This window comes from Burkholderia humptydooensis (assembly GCF_001513745.1).
GTDB classification, from domain to species: Bacteria; Pseudomonadota; Gammaproteobacteria; order Burkholderiales; family Burkholderiaceae; genus Burkholderia; species Burkholderia humptydooensis.
The window spans coordinates 202,648-220,808 of record NZ_CP013382.1; the positions used below are offsets into that span (position 1 = coordinate 202,648).

Consider the following 18,161-nt stretch of genomic DNA (forward strand, 5'->3'; position numbering starts at 1 on the left):
AATTTCCATAATGAAAAACAGTAATATGTCCGTTACCACATGGAGCGCGTTAGGCTAGATCCCGTGACGTTGCGGTCGCACGTAACGCGGAGTGGCCGGTATGCTGATAGGGAAAACAAACAAACTGACGAGGGCAATGGGTTTTGGGCTGCTGCTGTGGGTAGCGGTTGCCCATGCACGTTCATACGCTAACGAACTAATCGCGTTGTCGTCCGAGTGGGTGATCGCAACGGCATATCCTGCTGATACTGTATCGGGCCGCGCCGCTGAAGATTTCGCCAGTTTGTTGAATCAAGCGAATAATGTTGCCGCTGTAGCGCTTCCTCGCTTCAACGAGAAGACAGTGTCGTCGCGATCTCCGGATTCAACAGACTTACCCTTTCGAGTCGAATTTTCCGGTGATTGGGCAACTCGCGAAACAATCCTGGCGCTGTCAACTTCACCATATACGGTAAAGTCGGTCGAGGAGGCGTGTGCCATTTCGCGCATCGCACGACCGGCGTACCGCGCGGCGCTGTCTCATTATGGGTTTGTGCTGCTCGCGGTAATCCCTTGGCCACCAACTGGGATTTGGTCAAGAAGCGAGATTAGTTCGCCAAAAGACTTTGTCGGCATGCGTGTTCGGACCTATGACGAGTCATCAAAACTGGTCCTCGAGGCGCTAGGCGCACATGTGGTATCGCTACCGATCCAGGAGGCGCTTGCACAAATCAAGACCGGAGGCGTCGACGCAGTGATGTCCTCAGGTGATGGGGCGGCAGGGCGTGCATACGCATCAGACCTGCCGAACTTCACGGCATTACGTTACGCATATCCCGTGTCCTTTCTGGTGGCGAGCAGACATTTTCTCGACGGTTTGTCGGCCAGTCAACGCTCGGTGATTTTTGCTGCTGGGTGGGAAACAGAACGACGCGCGTGGGCGAGGCTCCCTGATCGAGTGCGGCGTAACTACGAGATGATGGCAACTCTCGGCGTCGCTGTTCACGACCCCGCCCCGGCATCGCTCCTCGATGCTGTTGTCCGAACAGCAACAGGCGGCTTCAGAAAGGCTGTTACTAAGGACTCGGAGGCAATCAGCATATTGGAGCGTTTTCGAGCGTGCTCTGCGTCAGGTTGCGGCACGTGCACATTGGATGTCCAAACGGAGGCTTCTCGGTGAAACTGGCTAAGCACTTTATTGCCGTAGCCGCACTGACGGCGATCTATTCCTTTGCACTTGCAGTCGCGCAGCGGAACGCTGACGATCTTGTTGATGCGCACAAAACGATAGCCTTCCGCGTCGGCGACAAGGCGTGCGAAGTCAAGAATATTTTCGTGGGTGATGCCCTGGTGCGTGTTGAACAGCACTGCGAAGCTCTCAGCGAAGGAGGTTCATCGGATGCACACGATTGACCTAAATGTTGATCTTGGGGAAGGCTGCGGCAATGACATTGCATTGCTCGAGTACGCAACGTCGATCAACGTGGCCTGTGGCTGGCACGCCGGCGATGCCGTAACGATGCGGGAGGTCATCGCGTCGGCGCTTCGGGGCGGTATAGCGGTAGGGGCTCATCCCAGTTACCCAGATCGGGAAAACTTCGGCAGAAGGTCAATGAACCTGCCGCCGGAAGAGATATATGCGGGCGTGCAGTACCAGGTCGGGGCGGTGAGCGGGATCACGCGCGCGCTTCGCGGTCGCCTTACTCACGTGAAACCGCACGGCGCGTTGTACAACGACGCTGAACGTAAGCGGGCCGTCGCTGTTGCGATCGTCGAAGCCGTGCGCGACTTCGATTCTTCGCTGGCGCTGTTCGGTTTGGCTGGTGGCCAACTCGTGAGTGTGGCCCGTGAGTATGGCCTTACCGCATACGACGAGGTATTTGCCGACAGGGGGTATGCGTCCGACGGAAAGCTCCTTCCTCGAGCGGCGTCGGGCGCCATGATCGAAGACGCTGCCGAAGCAGCTCGCCGTGCGGCAGAGATGGTGTCGAAGGGCGGGGTGAAGAGCAATGATGGCGTTTGGATTGAGTTCCCGATTCAAACCATCTGTTTGCATGGCGATGGGCCGAACGCGCTAACGTTCGCTCGGCACATCAAGCATGCTTTGGTGGAGGCGAGCCGCGACGGTCGGTCCCAGTTGCGACGCATAGTTATCGAAGAACGCGCTCAATAGGTACTTTCTGAAATCAAGATGTTCGTTTTGATTCCCTGACGGTCGTTTTGATGCGTCATTAGCGTAAATTCGCATCGATTCCCCCCCTTTCCACCGTTGGCATGTGGAAAATACGGCCCATGCTAACGGCTGAGGGATCTATGTTCTTCACTTTTTTAGGGAATCGGCTGTTGCTTTGACTGGTGCTGACAACTACCTGTTCGATTTGCTCAAGGACGACCGGGGAAGTGGGTTATCCGGATGACGATCCTCGATGGCACGCAAAAACCGCATCAAGCGATGAGCGGTTGACGCTGGTGTTGGAGCACCAGCATCAACCTGACCATTACGCAGCAACTGTGAGGAAAACCGGAATGGCTACATCCATTGTAGCGCATTGGTCTCGTCGTGCGACCAAGGTAAACGCGCAGGCGTTCTGCCCCGCGGGGACTTTGCCCGCAGCTATCTCGACATTCCCTCCCTTCTTTGCCAGTGCGTTGTTATCGGCCCTCGGATGCTGGCGTTTCGCTTCGGTTCAACTGATGTTGGTCGGAGCGCTTTTTATTCCCCTTCGATGCGGCTTCTGCGCGGCACGTTACGGTTCGCCGTCGGATCGGCATCGACGCAAAGAGATATCCAGCGTTTCTTGGCGTCGTGCAGTTTGTAACGTGATGGCCTTCTGGCGCGAGCCCCGCTCTTGCGTCCCGCTTGCCTTGTTCTGCCTCGGGTGGGTGGCGTTGCTGTGCGCAGTTGTAATTTGCTACGTGCAGCGTTATTTACAACTTACAGCGGTTTGAAGAGAAGCGGCGGCGGGTAATGCTGCGAACATCGCCCGCCGCCTAACTTAGGTGCACACATTGAGAGACTACCATGGCTGACCGTATTTTACGGGAACGTTGGCACACCTGTCCGTTCGCGGTCGCGACGGTTGTTTTAGTTGCGGCGCGATCAAGTTTGCGTGCCTCGAATTCGACGTACACGCGCCAGCGCGCGATTGCGAAATTTCCACCGGAACATGAGAAAACCGAGGACCTCCGTTCGATGCGCAGACGCCGTTCAACGCCCGGCTTCGACCATCGTCCAGTGGAGAATTCGGCTATCCCATTACACGAGATTCGCTGCACTTCCGGACGGGGCTCAGGCGACATCTGACCACTTGGCGTGTATCGGCCACCGCCTGCTGCCCTCCGATCTGCCTCGGAGCAGGCGGTTTGCGATCGTCGATATCGACGATCGCCTTTTTATTCCTCCCAGTGTTGGACGGCGCAACCAACCAATACACCCGTTCGGCTGTCGCGCGCCGATCGGTGCCTGTGCGGGTACGCCAGTAAATTGGAGAGTCATTGTGACGACCTATGAAGAACTGAAGGCTCAGCTTGACGCACTCAATAGGGAAGCCGAAGCAGCGAAGCAGCGTGAAATATCAAAGGTTCTGTTGGATATTCGTGAAGCGGTCCTGAGATATGAAATCCGGCCGGAGCAAATTTTTCCGACTTGGACGAGGCTGCGTTCGCCTGACAAGCGGCGTGGGCCGCTCCCGCCGAAGTACCGAAACCCGATGACGGGGGAAACGTGGAGTGGCCGAGGGCGGGTGCCGAAATGGATGGTCAATAAACCACGTGAGGAATTTCGATTGGATCGAGATTCGTGAGCTTGGTCGTTTTTCCGCGCAACGCAAGCGAGCGGCGATCGACGGTCTTTGCCCAATCAAGCGCCGGATGAAACCTTCACCGCTTGCCGTGCCGCCCCTTCCTTTTCCATCGTTGCCGCCCGCCGCTGAAAACACCGCCAACCACATCTTGACCCACCCGACCAACTCCACCGGCGCCAGCGCCAACGGCCGCCCCGACTTCGCGATCAGCCGCGCGTGCGCCCCCTCGAATATCGGGTGCACGATCGGCACCGTCGTCGACTCGCCGGCCGCAATCTGCAGATAGGCGGCGGATTCACCGATCAGCGTGATGAAGGTCTTCGCCGCGACGATGCGCTCGAGCGCCGTCAGCAAATTCGTCGTCATCGTCGGCCGGATCTCGATGTTCTCGGCCAATTCCAGCATCTCCACCACGTGGCCGATGCCAAACGTAGCGGCATCAGCGCGAGCGGGTGATCGCGGCGCAACAGCAGCACGACCGGCTGCGGCGAACTCGCACGATACGCGAGCAGTGGATGCGGCGGCGGATTGTACGCCAGCCTGATGTGCGCGCGGCGCCGAGCTCTTCCTCGAGCAGCCGGATCTGACGCGTGATGACGGGTGGTGACGTGTTGATGTGGTCGGGCGCTGCGGATGGTGACGTGCGTCAGGGCTTCGTGGAAATACCGAAGGCGCTGAGGGTTGATTTCTCGCATCGAGGAACTCCCGGCTTGGCTCGCTGTTGTTCAAGGGGTAACGCTATGTGAACTTGGTTGCTCTTGCTTGCAGCGCAGCGCGCTGCCAACATGCATTCGACACCGCGTGCCGTCCGATCGACGCCAGCCCGAGATGCCGTCCGCCATACAGGAAAGCGACATGAACATTCTGATTGCAGGCTTTCAGCACGAGACCAACACGTTCGCGCCGACGCGCGCGTCGTATCAGAGCTTCGTTCGCGGCGAAGGTTTTCCGCCGCTCACGCGCGGCGCCAGCGTGCTGTCGCTGCGCGACGTCAACGTGCCGATCGGCGGCTTCATCAAGGCCGCGCAGGCGAACGGGCATGCGCTGCTGCCGGTCGTCTGGGCGGGCGCGTGTCCGTCCGCGCATGTAATGAGCGACGCGTTCGAGCGGATCGGCGGCGAGATCGTCGACGCGGCCGAAGCAGGCGGCTTCGACGCGATCTATCTCGACTTGCACGGCGCGATGGTCACCGAGCAGTTCGACGACGGCGAAGGCGAACTGCTCGCGCGCATGCGGCGGATCGTCGGTGGCCGGATGCCGATCGTCGTGTCGGTCGATCTGCACGCGAACGTCACCGCGCGGATGGCCGCGCATGCGAGCGCGCTCGTCGCCTACCGCACCTATCCGCACGTCGACATGGCGGAAACCGGCGAGCGCGCCGCGCAAGTGCTCGAGCGGCTCGTGTCCGCGGGCCGGCCGTTGCATTGCGCGATGCGCCGGTTGCCGTTCCTGATTCCGATCAACGCCATGTGCACGCGTGCAGAGCCGGCGAGCGGCGCGTATCGGCTGCTCGCGCAGCTCGAACGGGACGGCGTCGTATCGATGTCGTTCGCGCCGGGCTTTCCGGCGGCCGATTTTCCGGAGTGCGGGCCGGCCGTGTGGGCGCACGCGTTCGATGTCGACGTCGCCGAGCGCGCGGCCGATGCGCTGTTCGCGAAACTCGTCGGCGAAGAGGCGCGCTGGAGCGTGCCGTTCCTCACGCCCGACGCCGCGGCCGCCGAGGCGATTCGCCTGAGCCGCACGTCGACGAAGCCCGTCGTCATCGCCGACACGCAGGACAATCCCGGCGCAGGCGGCGACGCCGATACGATGGGCATGGTGCGCGCGCTGCTTCGCAACGGCGCGGACGATGCGGCGGTGGGCGTGATCTGGGACCCAGACGCCGCGGCCGCCGCGCACCGGGCGGGCGTCGGCGCGCGCATCGGCCTGCGTCTGGGCGGCCGCTCGCGCGTGCGGGGCGATACGCCGCTCGAGGCCGAATTCGAAGTCGAGCACCTGTCCGACGGACGCTTTCGATTCGACGGCCCGATGTTCAACGGCGCGCGCGGCGATCTCGGCCCGGTCGCGCGCCTGCGGATCGACGGCGTCCGGATCGCGGTGAGCACGAACAAGATGCAGACGCTCGAGCGCAATCAGTTTCGCGTCGCGGGCATCGAGCCCGAGCGGACGAAGATCGTCGTGAGCAAGAGCTCGGTGCATTTTCGTGCGGACTTCGAAGCGATCGCCGGCGCGATCCTCATCGCGAAATCGCCGGGGCCGATGGCCGCCGATCCCGCGGATCTCGCGTGGGCGCGCCTCGATCCCGACATCCGCGTTCGGCCGAACGGACCGACCTTCGGGTCGATTCGCGCGGCGATGCGTCAGCCCCGTTAGTCCGTTTCAATTCCCATTCGATGGCAAGCCGCCGGCGTGACCGACGTCCGCCGGCCGGTCCGGCTCGTGGCTGCTTTTTGCAGATGCGATGCGGCCATGCGTCGGCTCGCGAATCGATCGTCGACCGGGGCGAGGCGCCGCATCCGGCCCGTCATCGACGGCGCAGCGTTTTCTGACAATCCTGAAGGAGGGCTCATCATGTCGCATCTCATCAATGCCCGGCGCCACCGGCTGATCGGCACCACGCTGGCGGGCATCGGCCTGATGGATCTCGGTCTGGGCGGATTCGCTCACACTCGGTCCGGGTCCGCGCCGCGCCCGTGGTTTTCTTTCTCGCCGTTCGGTTCTATATTCCGAGGGATCGAACGGCGCTCACCCCTCGCAAACCCCTACGCAATGCCACGTAGCCGCTGTACGTAGTTATGCGCTTGTTGGGTTTGCGTCAAAGGCGAACAATAAGGCCCCATCGCTACGTCCCGACGGAGCGTGACGCTTGCCGTCGTTGCGCGCGGCCGCCCGCCGCGCATATTTCCAAAAAAATAGACAGGAGACGCCATGAATCGGGCTTCCGGTTATTTGATCTGGATCGCCGTCGCGCTGCTCGGCGCATTCGCGTTCGGCACGATCGCGCTCGCGCACGGCGAGCGGGTCAGCGCGCTATGGATCGTGATCGCCGCCGTTTGCGTGTATTTGATTGCATACCGCTTCTACAGCCGCTTCATCGCGAGCAAGGTCGTGCAGCTCGACGGCCTGCGGATGACGCCCGCCGTCAAGTACAACGACGGTCTCGATTACGTACCGACCAACAAGTACGTGCTGTTCGGCCATCACTTCGCCGCGATCGCTGGCGCGGGGCCGCTCGTCGGCCCGGTGCTCGCCGCGCAGATGGGCTACACGCCCGGGATGCTGTGGATTCTCGCGGGCGTCGTGTTCGCGGGCGCGGTGCAGGACTTCATCGTGCTGTTCATCTCGACGCGCCGCGACGGCCGCTCGCTCGGCGATCTCGTCAAGATGGAGCTCGGTACGGTGCCCGGCGTGATCGCGCTGTTCGGCGCGTTCCTGATCATGGTGATCATTCTCGCGGTGCTCGCGCTGATCGTCGTGAAGGCGCTGACGAACTCGCCGTGGGGCACGTTCACCGTTGCCGCGACGATTCCGATCGCGCTCCTGATGGGCGTCTACACGCGCTACATCCGGCCAGGCCGGATCGGCGAAGTGTCGATCATCGGCTTCGTGCTGCTGATGGTGTCGATCGCGTACGGCCAGCACGTGCACGATTCGCCGACGCTCGCCGCGTGGTTCACGTTCAGCGGCACGCAGCTCACGTGGATCCTGATCGGCTACGGCTTCGTCGCGTCGGTGCTGCCGGTGTGGCTGCTGCTCGCGCCGCGCGACTACCTGTCGACGTTCCTGAAGATCGGCACGATCGTCGGGCTCGCGATCGGCATCCTGATCGTCGCGCCGGAGCTGAAGATGCCGGCGCTCACGAAGTTCATCGACGGCACGGGCCCGGTCTGGTCGGGCAACCTGTTTCCGTTCCTGTTCATCACGATCGCGTGCGGCGCGGTGTCGGGCTTCCATTCGCTGATCTCGTCGGGCACGACGCCGAAGCTGCTCGACAACGAGACCAACGCGCGCTTCATCGGCTACGGCGCGATGCTGATGGAATCGTTCGTCGCGATCATGGCGCTCGTCGCCGCGTGCGTGATCGAGCCGGGCGTCTATTTCGCGATGAACGCGCCGGCCGCCGTGCTCGGCACGACGCCGGAAGCGGTCGCGAACACCGTCACGCAATGGGGCTTCATGCTGACGCCCGACATGCTCACGCAGACGGCCAAGGCGGTCGGCGAGACGACGATCATCGCGCGCGCCGGCGGCGCGCCGACGCTCGCGGTCGGCATGGCGCAGATCCTGCACCAGGTGATTGGCGGCGAGGCGATGATGGCGTTCTGGTATCACTTCGCGATCCTGTTCGAAGCGCTGTTCATCCTGACGGCCGTCGACGCGGGCACGCGCGCGGGCCGCTTCATGCTGCAGGATTTGCTCGGCACGTTCCACCCCGCGCTCAAGCGCACCGAATCGCTGCCGGCGAACCTGATCGCGACCGCGCTGTGTGTCGCCGCATGGGGCTACTTCCTGTATCAGGGCGTGGTCGATCCGCTCGGCGGCATCAACACGCTGTGGCCGCTGTTCGGCATCTCGAACCAGATGCTCGCCGCGATCGCGCTGGTGCTCGGCACCGTCGTGCTGTTCAAGATGAAGCGCGAGCGTTATGCATGGGTGACGATCGTGCCGACTGCGTGGCTGCTGATCTGCACGCTGACGGCCGGCTGGCAGAAGGTGTTCGATGCGAATCCGAAGGTCAGCTTCCTCGCGCACGCGGCGAAGCTGCAGGCGGCGGCCGCCGACGGCAAGGTGCTCGCGCCCGCGAAGTCGCTCGCGCAGATGCAGCGGATCATCTTCAACGACTACGTGGACGCGGCGCTGTCGGCGCTGTTCATTCTGGTCGTCGCGAGCATTGCGGTGTACGGCGTGATCGCGGTCGCGCGCGCGCGCCGCGCCGCGCAGCCGACGTCGCGCGAGACGCCGTACGAGGCGATGCCGGCCGCGCAGGCGCTCGGCAGCGGACGCTAGAGGAGGCCGCGATGTTCTCCGATCTCGGCGGCGAATTGCGCACCGCGGGCCGGTATCTGGGGCAGGCGTTGCGGCTGATGGTCGGCCTGCCCGACTACGACGGCTATGTCGCGCACATGCGCGCGACGCATCCCGATCGTCCGGTGATGACGTACGAGGAGTTCTTCCGCGAGCGGCAGAACGCGCGATACGGCTCGGGAGCGGGAAAGTGCTGCTGATTGCGTAGTTCGCGGGCGGCGGCGCTTTCGTGATTGTCGTAACAGGAAAAAGCGTCACGGTGCGAGCCGTGACGCTTTTTTCATGCCCGCCGCGGCTCAGCGCCGCTTCGACGGATCGCCGTAGAAATGCTCGATCAATTCCTGCATCAGATAACGATGATGCGGCGAAAGCGCCTCGATTTTCGACGCCAGCTCGATCGTCTCCTGCGTCGGCGCATATTGCTCGTCGCGTCGCAGCGGCGCTTGCGTTTTGCCGCCGGGCGCGCCGGGCGGCGGGCCGTAATGGAGCCAGTGCAGATCGACGCGCAGCCAGTCGGCGAGCGTGCGCAGCTTGTCGGGCGTCGGGACCGTGCGGCCCGTCAGCCATTTATGCGCGGTCTGCGGTGAAATCGGATGTTCGCCGCGATGCCGCAGATTGAAGTGCAGCGCGAGAGCGGTCGCACCGGCGATTTTCTCCGGACTGCGCTGCAGGGCGAATTTCAGGCGTTCTGCGAACGCCGTTTTTTCTTCGAGCGTCGGCATGGCCACATTGTGCGGCGGCACATTGCCAACGCGGACAACCATTCAGGCGACTATTATCTTATTAAAGATAAATTTGGCTTGGCAATGAAAGGTTGAGTGGGGCGATTTTGGGGCGCTTTATTTATTGTTTGAGCTGGCGTTTGATTTCGCATTGCCTCGCACGGAATATCCGGTTGTCAGGTTTTAATTAACTCGGGCGAGATAATTGGCCCGGTGTCGAGCATCTCGCCGATGCATGCATCGAACGCGGCCACCAGCCGATCGACGTCTTCCGCGGTCGTTTCCGGGCACACGAGCATCATGTTGTGAAACGGCGTGATCAGCACGCCGCGGTTCAGCAGATACAGATGCACGATGTGCTCGAGCTCGCCGTCGAGCTGCATGCCGGCGATCGTGCCGTTGCGCGGCGGCGTCGGTGCGAACTGGAATTCGGTGCGCGCGCCGATCCGCGTCACGCACCACGGCAGCCCGCGCCGCGCGATCGCCTGCTCGAGCCCGGCCGCGAGCCGCGCCGCGAGATCGAACATGTGCGCATACGCGGCGGCCGTCATCACGTCGGCGAGCGTCGCGCGGATCGCGCGCATCGCGAGCATGTTCGCGGTCAGCGTCGTGCCGATGCCGGAATGGCCGGGCGGCGCGCTCGCCTTCGCGTGCTGCGCGCGCTCGGCGAACGACGCGCTGAAGCCGTACACCGCGCACGGCACGCCGCCGCCGATCGGCTTGCCGACGACGAGCAGATCCGCGTCGAGCCCGTGCGCGCTCGCGTAGCCGCCGGGGCCGCTGCTGATCGTATGGGTTTCGTCGATCGCGAGCAGCGTGCCGTGACGGCGCGTCAGCGCGCGCGCTTCGCGCCAGAAGTCGGGATCGGGCAGCACCATGCCGATGTTCGTCAGCGCCGGCTCGGCGAGCACGCATGCGACGTCACCGTCCTTCAGCGCGGCTTCGAGCGCGGCGAGATCGTTGAATTCGACGACGCGCGTGTACGCGAGCAGATCGTGCGCCTGGCCGAGCAGGCTGTCGCGCTGCACCGGCCGGCCGTCGACGAGATCGACGAACACGTCGTCGACGGTGCCGTGGTAGCAGCCGTTGAACACGACGATGTGCTTGCGGCCCGTCGCCGCGCGCGCCCAGCGCAGCACGAAGCGGTTCGCGTCGCTTGCGCTCAGCGCGAACTGCCAGTACGGCAGCCCGAAGCGGCGCGCGAGTTCGGCGCCGACCCACGCGGCGTCCGCGCTCGGCAGCATCGTCGTGTAGCCGCGCGTCGCCTGCTCGGCGAGCGCGCGCGCGACGGGCTCGGGTGCATGGCCGAACATCGCGCCCGTGTCGCCGAGACAGAAATCGACGTAGCGATGGCCGTCGACGTCGGTGAAATGCGCGCCGCGCGCGTGATCGACGTACAGCGAGAACGGCGTCGACCAGTCGCGCATCCAGTGCAGCGGCACGCCGAACAGCAGATGCTGCGCCGCTTCGGCCGAGAGCGCGCGCGATTTCGGCATCGCCCGTTCGAACGCGTCGCGTTCGCGTGCGGCGAGCGCGCGGGCGCGCGCCAGGTTGACTCCGTGGCGAATCTCCAAGTCTGGCTCCTTGTGCGGGATGAAGCGGGATCGCGGAACGTCGACGAAAGCTTCGCATATTCGTTCGAGTTGGTCGATCCGAACGAGGGCATCGGGCGTGGGGGCATTGGTGAGCGTGGGGCGTACGCGTCACGCGCGCGTCATGCGTGCGCGAGCTGCAATGCGGTCGTGCCCGTGCACAATCCGCGCACGACGCGGCGTAGCCATTGATGCGCGGGATCGCTCTGGAAGCGCGGATGCCACGCCTGCGTGATCAGCACCGTTTCGAGCGACACCGGCAGCTCGAACGTGCGCACGCCGAGCCCCGCTTGCACCGCGCCGAGCGCGAGATGCTCGGGCAGCGGCAGCAGCAGGTCCGACTCCTGCAGCGCGAACACGGCCGCATACGGCGTCGGCAGGACCAGCAGCACGTGCCGTTCGAGGCTGCGCTCGGCGAGCGCGGTGTCGATCGGCCCGGACGACTTGCCGCGCCGCGACACGCCGATATGCGGCCAGTGCGCAAAGCGTTCGGGCGTGATGTCGTCGTCGAAGATCGGATGATCGTTGCGCGCGAGCCCGACGAACTTCGTCGTGAAGAGCGGCTGCACGCGGATCTCCGGACCGAGGCGGCGCGATGCGCTGATGAACAGGTCGATGCGGCCGCTGCGCAGCGCGTCGTCGTCGACGTCGTCCTCCTCGGGCATGAAGCGCACCATCGCGCGCGGCATCCCGCGCGCCATCTCCTCGAGCAGCCGGCTGCTGTGCATGCCGACGAAGATGTCGTTCGCGCGCACGCTGAACTGCTTGTCGAGCGTGCGCAGATCGACCTCGGCGCTCGGCGCGAGCAGTTGCGACGCGCGCTCGACCGTCTCGCGCACGACGCCGCGCAGCTTGAGCGCGCGCGGCGTCGGCACCATCTTGCGGCCGGCCTGGACGAAGATCGGATCGCCGACCGTCTCGCGAATGCGCGCGAGCGTGCGGCTCATCGCGGGCGGGCTGAGGTTCATGCGGCGCGCGGCGCCAACGACGCTGCCTTCTTCGAGCAGCGCGTCGAGCGCAATCAGCAGATTCAGATCGGGTGCCATCGACTTCTCCGTGTCATGACGTGCATGCGGCGCAATGGTAGTGCGAGCGTCCGCCGTCCAGTGTCAACCCAGACGCACTCGATGATTGCGCGGCGCGCAACGCTGGATGTACGCATCGGCGGTTTCGCTTGCCGATTCCGGCATGCGACGGCGCGCGCCGTGTCGGCTCTTCCGCGTTTTAAGACTTCAGCGCATCGAGATTCAACGCATGCGAGCGGCCGATCCAGACCGCGGCGTCGCGATGATCGTGCAGTTCGTCTCCCGTGTTCGGATGCAGGAACACGTCGAGCTCGCCGTGATGCAGCGTGAGCCACGGCACGACTTCGGCGAATTGCGCCGGCCCGAACGCGATCTGATACGACCACGCCGGATGCGGGCCGACGAGGCGCTCGTGGAAGCGGCCGAGCTGCACGGCCGCGCCGAAGCGGCGTTCGACGGTTTCGCGAAGGGCCCACGCCGCGTCGCGGCTCGATGCGTCGAAATAGACGTGGGCATGCCAGCCGGTGATGGCGGCGACGTCGGATGATGTCATGGCGGTTCCCGGAATGTCGGCGGCGGCGTCGCGGCATCCGGCGCGGCGCGCAGCGTTATCGGCGGCGGCGCATCGTCTCGGCGCCGGCTCAGCGGGCATCGTAACCCGGCGCGGGAAAGCGTGCCGGGCGGCTCGCCGTTGCCCGATCGCCGTCGCGTGTCGCTCCACGCGAGCCATGCGCCCGAACAAAAACAAAAGGCGCCCCGAACATCGTCCGGGGCGCCTTGGCCGACGACGGAGAACGCGAGCGCGTTCCGTGTCGCGGCGATCGTCAGGCCGTCGCGGCCGGCTTCGGCGACTTCTGCAGCTTGCCCTTGCCCGCGCGCTGGATTTCTTCGAGCTTGATCTCGACGTGGCGCGAGAACACGTACTCGGCCGGACGCTGGTTGTCGATCGGAATGTCCGGCGCGAACGCGCCTTCGGTCCGGATGCCGCTCATCGACACCTTCAGCGCCTTCAGCGGATGCGCGATCGTATCCATCACGGCGGTGGCCTCGAAGCCGCAGTGGACCATGCAGTCCGCGCACTTCTCGTAATTGCCGACGCCGTACTTGTCCCAGTCGGTCGATTCCATCAGCTCCTTGAAGGTCTTCACGTAGCCTTCGCCGACCAGGTAGCACGGCTTCTGCCAGCCGAACACCGTGCGCGCCGGGTTGCCCCACGGCGTGCACTTGTACGTCTGGTTGCCGGCCAGGAAATCGAGGAACAGCGACGACTGGCTGAACGACCAGCGCTTGCCGCCTTCGCCGCGCTTGAACACCTCGCGGAACAGGTTCTTCGTCTTGTCGCGGTTCAGGAAGTGCTGCTGGTCCGGCGCGCGCTCGTACGCATAGCCCGGCGACACGGTGATGCCGTCCACGCCGATCGGCCCGAGCGTATCGAAGAATTTCGCGACGCGCTCGGGGATCGCGTCGTTGAACAGCGTGCAGTTGATGTTCACGCGGAAGCCGCGGCGCTTCGCTTCCTTGATCGCCGCGACCGCCTTGTCGTACACGCCTTCCTGCGACACGGAGTGGTCGTGCGCGTCCTTGTCGCCGTCGAGGTGGACCGACCAGACGAAGTACGGGCTCGGCTCGTAGTCGTCCATCTTCTTTTCCATCAGCAGCGCGTTCGTGCACAGATAGACGAACTTCTTGCGCTTCATGATGCCCTTGACGATGTCCGGCATTTCCTTGTGCAGGAGCGGCTCGCCGCCCGCGATCGACACGACGGGCGCGCCGCATTCGTCGACGGCCTGCAGGCATTCGTCGACGGACAGGCGCTGGTTCAGGATCGGGTCCGGATAATCGATCTTGCCGCAGCCGTTGCAGGCGAGGTTGCAGCGGAAGAGGGGCTCGAGCATCAGCGCGAGCGGATAGCGCTTGTTGCCGGACAGGTGCTGGCGCACGATGTATGCGCCGACGCGCACTTGTTGGAGCAGCGGAATAGACAAGAGACGTCCTCCTTAAACTTCGCGGGCGACAGCTTGCATGAGCTTCGCCGGCAGCTTGAATTCGACTTTTTCCTCGCGTCCCGACATCGTCGCGACCTCGACCGGGCCGAGCGCGCGCAGCGCGGCGATCACATCCTCGACCATTTCCTCGGGCGCCGACGCGCCGGCCGTGAGGCCCACCGCGCGCGCGCTCGCGAACCATTCAGCGCGGATTTCCGAGCCGTCCGCGACGAGATAGCTCGGCACGCCGCTTTCGGTGCCGATTTCGCGCAGCCGGTTCGAGTTCGAGCTGTTCGTCGCGCCGACGACGAGCAGCACGTCGACCTGTTCGCTCAGCTCGCGCACCGCCGCCTGGCGGTTCTGCGTCGCGTAGCAGATGTCGCGCGTGTCCGGGCCGACGATGTCGGTGAACCGGCGGTGCAGCGCCTCGATGATGCCGCGCGTGTCGTCCACCGACAGCGTCGTCTGCGTGACGTACGCGACGGGCGTGTCGGCCGGCAGCGTCAGCGTGTCGACCTCGGCCTCGCTCTGCACGAGGATCACCTCGGCCGGAATCTGGCCGATCGTGCCTTCGACTTCCGGATGGCCGGCGTGGCCGATCAGGATCAGCCGGCGGTCGGCCGCGACGTACTGGCGCCCCTGCACGTGCACCTTCGTGACGAGCGGGCAGGTCGCGTCGAGGACGTCGAGGCCGCGGGCCTCGGCATCCTTCTCGACGGTCTGGGCGACGCCGTGCGCGCTGAAGATGGCCACGGCGCCGTGCGGCACTTCGTCGAGTTCCTCAACGAATCGCGCCCCTTTATTTCTCAGGTTTTCAACGACGTGCCGATTATGGACGATCTCGTGACGTACATAGACCGGCGCGCCATGCTGTTGCAGCGCGCGCTCGACGATCTCGATCGCGCGGACAACCCCCGCACAAAAGCCGCGAGGCTGGGCAAGGATGACTCGCATATTTGGGCGAACTCCGACGACTGACGCGGGGTGCGAGCGGCCGGCAGACCGGGCCGATCGCCCCAACTTGGATGTTATGAATGCAGGAACGGGCCCGGCACCCCGAAGTAGTCGCGCATTTTAACCCTATCGGCCTTTGCGTGCTTTACCGTTCCTGACGTTGTGGCAATTGGAGCAACCCCGGAGGTCCGGCGCCTGCGCGCGTCAAACCCAGTAAACTAGGCGGTTTTCACCGAACCTTTCGGCTCGCTGACGCCGGAATGCATTGAAGAAGGGGCTGATTCGCATGGAAGTCGATCGTAACGAAACGGGCGCGGCGGCGCGCGCGGCCGCCCGTCCGGACGGCGCGCCGGGCCGCCGTGGCGTGCGGGCGGAGGGCCGCGCATGACGCTCATCGTCGTGTTTCTGCTGTCGTGCCTGTCGCTCGCGATCTGGCTGGTGCTGCTGTTCGGGCGCGGCGGCTTCTGGCGCGCGCGCCCCGCGCGGCGGCTGCCGCCCGACGCGCGTGGCGCGGCCGCCGCTGCCGGCTGGCCGGCCGTCGCAGCCGTCGTGCCCGCCCGCAACGAGGCCGACGTGATCGGCGAGGCCGTCCAGTCGCTGGTTGGCCAGGCGTACGAAGGCGCGTTCCACCTGATCGTCGTCGACGACCACAGCACCGACGGCACCGCCGCGGCCGCGCGCGCGGCCGCGGCGGCCGTCGGCCGCGCCGACCGGCTGACCGTGCTCGCCGCGCAGCCGCTGCCCGCCGGCTGGTCGGGCAAGGTGTGGGCGCAGTCGCAGGGGATCGCCGCGGTGCGCTCGCTCGGGCTGCCCGCTGACTACCTGCTGCTGACGGACGCCGACATCGGCCATCCGGAGGACGCGGTCGCGCAGCTCGTCGCGCGCGCGCAGGCCGAGCGGCGCGACCTCGTATCGCTGATGGTGCGGCTGCGCTGCGATTCGTTCTGGGAAAAGGCGCTGATTCCGGCGTTCGTGTTCTTCTTCGCGAAGCTCTACCCGTTCTCGTGGGTCAACGATCCGCGCAACCGGACGGCGGGCGCGGCGGGCGGCTGCATGCTCGTGCGCCGCGACGCGCTCGAGGAGGCGGGCGGCATCGAATCGATCCGCGGCGCGCTGATCGACGATTGCAGCCTCGCCGCGCAGATCAAGCACCGAGGCGCCGGCCGTCACCCGATCCGGCTGGATCTTGCCGATCGCAGCGTGTCCTTGCGGCCGTACGATAGCTGGCGCGACATCTGGAACATGATCGCGCGCACCGCGTTCACGCAGCTCCGGTATTCGCCGGTGCTGCTGCTCGGCACGCTCGTCGGGATGACGATCATCTATCTGGTGCCGCCCGCGGCGGCGCTCGCGTACGGCGCGCGCGCGTGGCCGGCGTGGCTTGCGTGGGCGTCGATGTGCACCGCGTATGCGCCGATGCTCGGCTACTACCGCCGCTCGCCGTGGTGGGCGCCGGCGCTGCCGCTCGTCGCGCTGTTCTACGTCGGTGCGACGGTCGCGTCGGCCGTGCGCTACTGGCGCGGCAAGGGCGGACAGTGGAAGGCGCGCGTGCAGGCGCCGGTGCAGGATCGTTGAGCGTCGGCCGGCTGGCGGAGCGGGCGAGCGCTGGCGCTCGCGGGACAACAGGGCGGCCGGCGACGGAGGGCGGGCGGCGCACCCGTCGATTTCCCTGCCGGGCACTTCCCTTTCGAATCGGCGGCGCGGTGCCGTCGCCGGCCACGAGGGCCGCGTCGGACACTGCGCGCCGCCGCGTCACTTCTGCGTGAGCAGCATGTACAACTGGATCACGACATCCGGCGAGAACGTGAACGGTACCCAGCCGTAGCCGCTGTGCCGCGCGACCAGCAGGCGGTCGCCGTTCGCCTGCTTCTGGACCGCCATCAGCGGATTGCGCGTCGTTACGAAGCGCCAGCCGTTCGGCAGTCCGCTCGGCTGCTCGATCGTCATCGATGCGCGCACGTGCGCCAGTTCCTCGATCAACTGGCTGAGCTGCGGCGGCGGCAGCGACACCGAATGCTCGCCGAGCGCGAGCGTGATCTCGTCCTGCGACGGCCGTGCGACGTGCAGCGAAAGCGTGCCGTTCGCGGTTTGTGTCGCCGCAATCGGCGCGGCGGGCTCGGCCATCGTCCGGTTTCGCTCGGATTGCGACGCGAGCGATTCCGCCGTCGCCTTGTAGCTCGCCGCGCGCGCGGCGGCGGTCTCGGCGGCCGAGCGTTCGGTCGTGGCCTGATTGAGCAGCGACTCGGCCGCCTCCTTGTCGGCCGCTGCCCGAGCCGCGGCCTGCTCGGCGGCGGCGCGATCGGCCGCGGCTCGCGCGGCGAGCGCTTCGGCCGCAGCCTTGTCGTTGGCCGCTTGGCTTGCTGCGGCGTCCGCCGCGCTGCGCGCCGTCGCCGCCTGTTCGGCCGCGCGCGTCTCGGCGGCCGCGCGGTCCGCTGCGGCCTGCGCGGCGAGCAATTCCGCAGCCGCGCGGTCGGCTGCCGCCTGGGCAGCGGCCTGCTCGGCGGCGGCGCGATCGGCCGCGGCTCGCGCGGCGAGCGCTTCGGCCGCGGCCTTGTCGTCGGCCGCTTGCGCTGCTGCGGCATCCGCCGCGCCGCGCTCCGCCGCCTCGCGATCGGTTGCGGCCCGAGCGGCCAGCGCGTCGGCGGCCGATTTGTCCGCCGCCGCTTGCGCCGCGGCCCGTTCCGCCGCGGCGCGATCCGCCGCCGCCTGCATCGCAAGCGCTTCGGCCGCGGTCTTGTCGGTGACCGCTTGCGCGGCGGCCGCCTCGGCCGCCGCCTGGACGGCGACGGCCTGCCTGGCGAGCGCGTCGGCGGCTTCCTTGTCGGCGGCCGCCTGAGCGGCGAGGGCTTCGAGCGTCGCTTGCTCGACGGACATTTCGGCGGCTTGCGCATGCTTCGCGGCGGCTTCTTCGACGGCAGTCTGCGCGGCGGCCTTGTCTGCGATGGCGGTTGCGGCGGCTTCCTGGGCGGCGCTCGCGACTTCGCGCACCGTGTGGATGAGTTGATCGAAGCGGCTGTCGAGCGTATCGATCTGATCGTTCAGGTTCATGCGTGCATTCTCTACGTAAGACCCGCGA

The 18,161-nt window shown here is 65.7% G+C and carries 16 protein-coding genes and 1 pseudogene; 8 read left to right on the forward strand and 9 right to left on the reverse strand.

Annotated features, from left to right (window positions below; all coding sequences use genetic code 11):
• The first annotated feature begins 100 nt into the window (after positions 1 to 100).
• The 4 genes from dctP (at position 101) to AQ610_RS31925 (ending at position 3,782) form a co-directional block, all read left to right on the forward strand.
• Positions 101 to 1,159, forward strand: coding sequence for a TRAP transporter substrate-binding protein DctP (gene dctP / locus AQ610_RS34275; protein ID WP_006029699.1), 1,059 nt, complete (start codon positions 101 to 103; stop codon positions 1,157 to 1,159).
• Positions 1,156 to 1,392 carry a hypothetical protein gene (locus AQ610_RS36255; RefSeq protein ID WP_144411856.1) on the forward strand — a complete coding sequence of 79 codons (237 nt, stop codon included), beginning with the start codon at positions 1,156 to 1,158 and terminating at the stop codon, positions 1,390 to 1,392. The genes dctP and AQ610_RS36255 overlap by 4 nt, the downstream gene beginning before the upstream one ends.
• Positions 1,379 to 2,152 (forward strand): 5-oxoprolinase subunit PxpA, encoded by a 774-nt coding sequence (pxpA, locus tag AQ610_RS20335; RefSeq protein ID WP_006029698.1) that lies wholly within the window; start codon positions 1,379 to 1,381, stop codon positions 2,150 to 2,152. Before AQ610_RS36255 ends, pxpA begins: the two co-directional genes overlap by 14 nt.
• Before the next feature lie 1,324 nt (positions 2,153 to 3,476).
• A complete protein-coding gene (locus tag AQ610_RS31925) occupies positions 3,477 to 3,782 on the forward strand; it encodes an H-NS histone family protein (RefSeq protein WP_009917439.1) in 306 nt (101 codons plus the stop codon).
• Between the two features lie 96 nt (positions 3,783 to 3,878).
• Here AQ610_RS31925 and AQ610_RS34280 read toward each other — a convergent pair.
• A pseudogene (locus AQ610_RS34280) lies at positions 3,879 to 4,477 on the reverse strand (LysR family transcriptional regulator); the annotation flags it as partial.
• Positions 4,478 to 4,637: 160 nt separating this feature from the next.
• Here AQ610_RS34280 and AQ610_RS20345 point away from each other — a divergent pair.
• Positions 4,638 to 6,155, forward strand: coding sequence for a M81 family metallopeptidase (locus AQ610_RS20345; RefSeq protein WP_009917437.1), 1,518 nt, complete (start codon positions 4,638 to 4,640; stop codon positions 6,153 to 6,155).
• A gap of 6 nt (positions 6,156 to 6,161) precedes the next feature.
• Here the strand turns inward: AQ610_RS20345 and AQ610_RS38415 are convergent, their stop codons facing one another.
• A complete protein-coding gene (locus tag AQ610_RS38415; protein ID WP_162486730.1) occupies positions 6,162 to 6,449 on the reverse strand; it encodes a hypothetical protein in 288 nt (95 codons plus the stop codon).
• A gap of 261 nt (positions 6,450 to 6,710) precedes the next feature.
• Between AQ610_RS38415 and AQ610_RS20350 the strand changes: the two genes are divergently transcribed.
• Both AQ610_RS20350 and AQ610_RS20355 read left to right on the forward strand, forming a co-directional pair.
• Positions 6,711 to 8,789: a carbon starvation CstA family protein gene (locus AQ610_RS20350; RefSeq protein WP_009917436.1), complete on the forward strand. Its 2,079-nt coding sequence runs from the start codon at positions 6,711 to 6,713 to the stop codon at positions 8,787 to 8,789.
• Between the two features lie 11 nt (positions 8,790 to 8,800).
• On the forward strand, positions 8,801 to 9,007 hold the full coding sequence (locus AQ610_RS20355; RefSeq protein WP_006029694.1) for a YbdD/YjiX family protein: 207 nt from the start codon (positions 8,801 to 8,803) through the stop codon (positions 9,005 to 9,007).
• Positions 9,008 to 9,103: 96 nt separating this feature from the next.
• Here AQ610_RS20355 and AQ610_RS20360 read toward each other — a convergent pair whose 3' ends face one another.
• The 6 genes from AQ610_RS20360 to ispH all read right to left on the reverse strand — a co-directional run bounded on the left by AQ610_RS20360 (position 9,104) and on the right by ispH (position 15,085).
• The gene (locus tag AQ610_RS20360) at positions 9,104 to 9,529 is read right to left on the reverse strand and encodes a transcriptional regulator (protein ID WP_006029693.1); all 426 of its coding nucleotides are present in this window, start codon (positions 9,527 to 9,529) and stop codon (positions 9,104 to 9,106) included.
• 176 nt (positions 9,530 to 9,705) lie between these two features.
• Positions 9,706 to 11,103, reverse strand: a complete 1,398-nt coding sequence (locus AQ610_RS20365; protein ID WP_006029692.1) for an aspartate aminotransferase family protein — start codon at positions 11,101 to 11,103, stop codon at positions 9,706 to 9,708.
• 140 nt (positions 11,104 to 11,243) lie between these two features.
• Positions 11,244 to 12,167 carry a LysR family transcriptional regulator gene (locus AQ610_RS20370; RefSeq protein ID WP_006029691.1) on the reverse strand — a complete coding sequence of 308 codons (924 nt, stop codon included), beginning with the start codon at positions 12,165 to 12,167 and terminating at the stop codon, positions 11,244 to 11,246.
• Between the two features lie 178 nt (positions 12,168 to 12,345).
• Complete coding sequence (locus AQ610_RS20375) at positions 12,346 to 12,699, reverse strand: DOPA 4,5-dioxygenase family protein (RefSeq protein ID WP_009917434.1); 354 nt, start codon at positions 12,697 to 12,699, stop codon at positions 12,346 to 12,348.
• Between the two features lie 271 nt (positions 12,700 to 12,970).
• On the reverse strand, positions 12,971 to 14,131 hold the full coding sequence (gene hpnH / locus AQ610_RS20380; protein WP_009917432.1) for an adenosyl-hopene transferase HpnH: 1,161 nt from the start codon (positions 14,129 to 14,131) through the stop codon (positions 12,971 to 12,973).
• Positions 14,132 to 14,143: 12 nt separating this feature from the next.
• Positions 14,144 to 15,085, reverse strand: a complete 942-nt coding sequence (ispH, locus tag AQ610_RS20385; protein WP_009917431.1) for a 4-hydroxy-3-methylbut-2-enyl diphosphate reductase — start codon at positions 15,083 to 15,085, stop codon at positions 14,144 to 14,146.
• Positions 15,086 to 15,469: 384 nt separating this feature from the next.
• Between ispH and AQ610_RS20390 the strand changes: the two genes are divergently transcribed.
• Positions 15,470 to 16,660 (forward strand): glycosyltransferase, encoded by a 1,191-nt coding sequence (locus AQ610_RS20390; RefSeq protein ID WP_006029686.1) that lies wholly within the window; start codon positions 15,470 to 15,472, stop codon positions 16,658 to 16,660.
• Between the two features lie 177 nt (positions 16,661 to 16,837).
• On the opposite strand, the gene AQ610_RS20395 is transcribed toward AQ610_RS20390, so the two are convergent.
• Positions 16,838 to 18,133, reverse strand: coding sequence for a hypothetical protein (locus AQ610_RS20395; protein ID WP_006029685.1), 1,296 nt, complete (start codon positions 18,131 to 18,133; stop codon positions 16,838 to 16,840).
• Positions 18,134 to 18,161 lie beyond the last annotated feature (28 nt).